Origin of the sequence: Mycobacterium sp. (assembly GCF_035653355.1) — a bacterium.
Classification (GTDB): Bacteria; Actinomycetota; Actinomycetes; order Mycobacteriales; family Mycobacteriaceae; genus Mycobacterium.
The window spans coordinates 1-5,349 of sequence record NZ_DASRBZ010000470.1 but is presented as its reverse complement, the minus strand read 5'-3'; the positions used below and the strand labels follow the sequence as shown (position 1 = coordinate 5,349).

At 67.5% G+C, this 5,349-nt stretch carries 3 protein-coding genes and 1 pseudogene; 2 read left to right on the top strand and 2 right to left on the bottom strand.

Features of this window, described 5'->3' with window-relative positions; genetic code table 11:
• Positions 1-758: pseudogene (locus VFA16_RS16235) on the top strand (hypothetical protein); the annotation flags it as partial.
• A gap of 5 nt (positions 759-763) precedes the next feature.
• Here the strand turns inward: VFA16_RS16235 and VFA16_RS16230 are convergent.
• Positions 764-1,630: an alpha/beta hydrolase gene (locus tag VFA16_RS16230; protein WP_324968806.1), complete on the bottom strand. Its 867-nt coding sequence runs from the start codon at positions 1,628-1,630 to the stop codon at positions 764-766.
• Between the two features lie 40 nt (positions 1,631-1,670).
• Here VFA16_RS16230 and VFA16_RS16225 point away from each other — a divergent pair, with 40 nt between their 5' ends.
• Positions 1,671-2,531, top strand: a complete 861-nt coding sequence (locus tag VFA16_RS16225; protein ID WP_324968805.1) for a haloalkane dehalogenase — start codon at positions 1,671-1,673, stop codon at positions 2,529-2,531.
• Between the two features lie 6 nt (positions 2,532-2,537).
• Here the strand turns inward: VFA16_RS16225 and gcvP are convergent, their stop codons facing one another.
• Positions 2,538-5,348: an aminomethyl-transferring glycine dehydrogenase gene (gene gcvP, locus VFA16_RS16220; protein WP_324968804.1), complete on the bottom strand. Its 2,811-nt coding sequence runs from the start codon at positions 5,346-5,348 to the stop codon at positions 2,538-2,540.
• Position 5,349 lies beyond the last annotated feature (1 nt).

Below are 5,349 nucleotides of genomic sequence, written 5' to 3'. Positions count from 1 at the left end.
CCCGCTTCATGCACAAACCCGATCAGCTCAGTGAGCTGGCGAAAGCGGGCTTCCGGGTGCAGGGCGTCCACCCACCGAAAAGCGATGTCACCAACTTTGCGCCGCTGTCGGCCACCCTGTCCATCGGCGACGAGTCCACGCGCGCGACCCTGGCCAGCACGCTGACCACACCGGCCAGCGGACCAGCCGCCACCATCATGGTCGACCAGTCGATGACCACCGATGAGGGCGGCAAGACGCGGCTGGCCAACGTCGTGGCCGCACTGCAGGACCGGATCCGGGCGCTGCCGCCGAACTCGGCGGTGGGGCTATGGACGTTCGACGGCAAAGAAGGCCGCAGCGAGGTGTCCAGCGGGCCGCTCGACGAGCCGGTCAACGGTCAGCCCCGCTCGGCTGCGCTAAGCGCGGTCTTGGACAAGCAGTATTCGACGCCCGGCGGCGCGGTGTCGTTCACCACGCTGCGGCTGGTCTACAAAGAAGCCATCGCCAATTTCCGTGCCGGACAGGCCAATTCGGTGCTGGTCATCACGGCGGGGCCGCACACCGATCAGACACTCGACGGGCCGGGGTTGCAGGACTTCATCCGCCAAAGCGTGGACCCGGCCAAGCCCATCGCGGTGAACATCATCGACTTCGGCGCCGATCCCGACCGGGCGACGTGGGAGGCCGTCGCACACCTCAGCGGCGGCAGCTACCAGAACCTGGCAACGTCGGCCTCCCCCGACCTGGCCACTGCGGTCACCACCTTCTTGAGCTGAGCCGCTTACCCGTCGAGCACGGACAGTGCCGCACGGGTGAACGCCTCGGGGTCTTCTATCTGCGGATAGTGACCCACCCCGGGCAGCTCGACGACCGGGGCGTGCGGGCGCAGTGCCCGCAACCCGTCGAGCACGTTCGTGGTGGCCACCGGGTCGTCGAGGCCCCACACGAAGCCGAGCGGATTGGGCCAGTCGCGCACCGCGCCGTGCCAGCGGGCAGCGTATCGCACCCGTTCGTCCAAGTACGAGATCAACAAGTGAGCGATGCGGTGTCCCCCGTTGTACGACAGCAACGCCCATTGGGCGGCGGCTTCTTCTGCTGACAGCGGGCGCGCCGGCGTGAACAGTCGGGCGAAGCCGCGGGTGAACGTCCGCCGATTCGCGAGCCGGGCGACCACGCGGCCAAGCGGACTGCGCAGCAGCTTCTGGATCGGGCGCAGGCTGGCCCGCTCCAATATCACGCTGCCGTTGGACAGTACGACGCGCTGCAGCTCGAACGGCAGAGAGCGGTCCAGGTCGCGGGCCAGCAATTCGGTGGTCACCGACGTCCCCATGTCGTGGGCCAGGATCATTACCGGAGCAGTGCCAGTCGCAGCGACCACCTCCTGCACGATGTCGGCCTGCTCGAGCAGGCTGTAGCGATGCGGCCGCGGCTTGTCCGACAGCCCGAACCCGAGAAAATCGAGGCTCAGCCAGCACCGCTGCCCCAGGTGCGGGATCACCGCGCGGAAATCGTATGAGCTGGAAGGGAATCCGTGCAGCAGCAGTACCGTCGGCGCTTCACCCGCACCTGAGCGGACAAATACCTTGCCCGCACCCGTGGACACCAAACGGCCGCCGTCGCGCCAGTCTTGAACAGTTTGCGGAAGCACAGTTCGGGCTTACCATCTTGAACGGCATCAAAGGAGCGCAATGACTGTCGAGTTCACTCCCGATCCCCAGCTGTACCCGTTCGCCTCGCATTGGTTCGACGGACCGCGGGGCCGCATGCACTACGTCGACGAGGGCAGCGGGGTGCCGATTGTGTTCTGCCACGGCAACCCAACGTGGAGCTTCCTGTACCGCGACATCATTCTCGGGTTGCGCGACCGGTTCCGATGCATCGCCCCCGACTACCTCGGTTTCGGCTTGTCAGAGCGTCCCTCCGGGTTCGGATACACGATCGACGAGCACGCCGGCGTGGTTGGCGAGCTGGTCGACCACCTCGGTCTCGACGGCTACCTGACCATGGGACAGGACTGGGGCGGCCCGATCAGCATGGCCGTCGACGTCGCCCGCGCAGACCGGGTGCGCGGGGTGATTTTGGGTAATACCTGGTTTTGGCCCGCGGATAGCCTGCGGCCCAAGGTATTCAGTCGGGTCATGTCCAGTGCGCCGATGCAGTACGCGGTTCTGCAGCGCAACTTCTTTGTGGAACGGCTGATCCCGGCCGGCACCGGGCGGCGGCTAAGCCCGGCGGTGATGGCGCACTACCGTGGCGTGCAGCCCACGGCGCAGGACCGGTTAGGTGTCGCGCAGATGCCGAAGGAAATCCTGGCCGCCCGCCCGCTGCTGCAGCGACTCGCCGACGAGGTGCCCGCAAAGCTGGGTTCGAAACGGGCCCTGCTGGTGTGGGGTATGAAAGATCCCGCATTTCCGCCAGGGCAATCGCTGCCGCGGATGCGTGCGGCTTTTCCCGATCACGTTGTCGTCGAGCTGCCCGATGCCAAGCACTTCATCCAGGAAGACGCGCCGGAACGTATCGCAGAGGCGATCATTGAGCGCTTCGCCTAGTTGAACTCAGCCCGCGTAGACCTCCACCGGGGGGCACGAGCACACCAGGTTACGGTCGCCGTACGCGCCGTCGATGCGGCGCACCGGCGGCCACACCTTGGGCCGGAACGTCGTGCCCAGCGGGTAGGCCGCCTCTTCGCGGCTATACGGGTGATCCCAGTCGGACATCAGCAGGCATTCGGCGGTGTGCGGGGCGCCGCGAAGCGGATTGTCATCGGCCGGCCATTGCCCGCTGCGGACCTTGTCGATTTCGGCGCGGATCGCGATCATCGCCTCGCAGAACGCGTCGACTTCGGCCAGGCTCTCGCTCTCGGTGGGCTCGACCATAAGCGTTCCAGTCACCGGGAAACTCATCGTCGGCGCGTGAAAACCGTAGTCCGCCAAGCGCTTTGCGACGTCGTCGACGGTCACGCCGGTAGCCTTGGTGATCGGCCGAAGATCCAATATGCATTCGTGGGCCACCATGCCGTTCTCGCCGGTGTAGAGCACCGGGTAGTACTCGTCGAGGCGGCGGGCGATGTAGTTAGCCGACGCGATCGCGGTCAGCGACGCCCGGCGCAGGCCGACGGCGCCCATCATCCGGATGTAGGCCCAGGTGATCGGCAGGATCGAGGCGGACCCGTACGGCGCCGACGCTACCGGCCGCGCCCCAGGCAGCTCGGGGACGTACGGGTGCCCCGGCAGGAACCGCGCCAGATGCGAGCGCGCCACGATCGGCCCGACGCCCGGGCCGCCGCCGCCGTGCGGGATGCAGAACGTCTTGTGCAGGTTCAGGTGGCTGACGTCGCCGCCGAACTTCCCCGGCCGCGCCAGGCCCACCAGCGCATTGAGATTTGCACCATCGACGTAGACCTGGCCGCCGGCGTCGTGCACGGCCGCGCAGATCTCGGCGATGTCGTGCTCGTACACCCCGTGGGTGGACGGATAAGTGATCATCAGCGCCGCCAGCCGGTTCCCATGCTCGGCTACCTTGGCTCGCAGGTCGTCCAGGTCGACGTCGCCGTTGTCGCGACAGGCCACCACGACCACCCGCATCCCGGCCAGTGCCGCCGATGCGGCGTTGGTGCCATGCGCGCTGGACGGGATCAGGCACACGTCGCGCTGCGGCTCGCCGCGGCTGGCGTGGTAGTCGTGGATCGCCAGCAGGCCCGCGTACTCCCCTTGCGAACCGGCGTTGGGTTGCAGCGACACCGCGTCGTAACCGGTCATCTCAACCAGCCAGGTACCGAGCTGCTCGATCAGCTGCCGCACCCCCGCCGTGTCGGACGCCGGGGCGAACGGATGCAGGCGGGCGAATTCCGGCCAGGTGATCGGCTCCATCTCCGCGGCGGAGTTGAGTTTCATCGTGCAGGAGCCCAGCGGGATCATGCTGCGGTCCAACGCGACGTCCCGGTCGGCCAGCATGCGCAGGTAGCGCATCATCGACGTCTCGGTGCGGTAACTGGTGAACGCCGGATGGGTCAGGAATTGCGATGCGCGCGTGGCGATGTCGGCACGCACCGGTTCGACCGGGTCGACCTCGAACGCCTCGAGCACCGCCGCCACATGCGCATCGGTAGTGGCCTCATCACACGACACTGACACATGGTCGTCGTCCACGCGCCAGAGGTTGATGCCCCTGGCTTTCGCCGCGGCGATCACCTCGTGGGCGCGGCCAGGCACACAGGCCAACACGGTGTCGAAGTACTTATCGTGCACCAACGCATCGCCCAGTGCAGCAGCGATTTTCTCCGCGTGGGCGTGCACGCGGCGCGCGATAGCAATCAGCCCCTCAGCGCCGTGGTAACTGGCGTACATCGCGGCGATCACCGCCAGCAGCACCTGCGCGGTGCAGATGTTGCTGGTCGCCTTGTCCCGGCGGATGTGCTGCTCGCGGGTCTGCAGCGCGAGCCGGTACGCGGGCGACCCATCCACATCACGTGACACCCCGACCAGCCGGCCGGGCACCTGGCGGGCGTGCTGCGCATGCACCGACAGGTAGCCGGCGTGGGGGCCGCCGAATCCCATTGGCACACCGAAGCGTTGGGTAGTGCCGAACGCCACGTCGGCACCGAACTCTCCGGGCGGAGTGATCAACGTCAATGATAAGAGGTCGGCGCCGACGGCGACCAGTGCGCCGCGCTCGTGCGCCTGCCGCACCAATGCAGACCAGTCGGTGATCCGGCCGCTGGCGCCCGGCAGCTGGGTTATTACACCAAAAAAGTCGCCGTCCGCCAGGTCGTCGGGCAGCCCGTCACGCAGGTCGGCGGTGACGATCTCGATGCCCAGCGGCTGCGCGCGGGTAGCCAGCACCGCCGCGGTCTGAGGAAACACGTCGACATCGAGCAGCAGTCGGCCAGCGGCTTCCCCGCGGGCCGCGCGGTGCATCAAGGTCATCGCCTCCGCCGCCGCGGTGCCTTCGTCGAGCAGCGATGCGTTCGCGACTTCGAGGCCGGTGAGATCGGCGACCATGGTTTGGAAGTTCAGCAGCGCTTCCAGCCGGCCCTGGCTGATCTCCGGCTGGTACGGCGTGTAGGCCGTGTACCAGGCCGGGTTCTCGAGAATGTTGCGGCGCAGCACCGCGGGCGTGAGCGTGTCGTAGTAGCCCTGACCGATCATCGATACCGCGACGGTGTTGGCTGCTGCCATCGCCCGCAGCTCGGCCAGCGCCTGCTCTTCGCTGGCGGCGGGCGGCAATTTGTCCAGACCGGGCGCGGCGCCGCTGTCGATCAGCGCATCAAGGATCCCAGTGGGCAGCGCCTTGGCGGCCAGCTCGTCGAGCGAGTCGACACCGATGACCGCGAGCATGGCCGCGACTGCCTGCCGGTCCGGACCGATA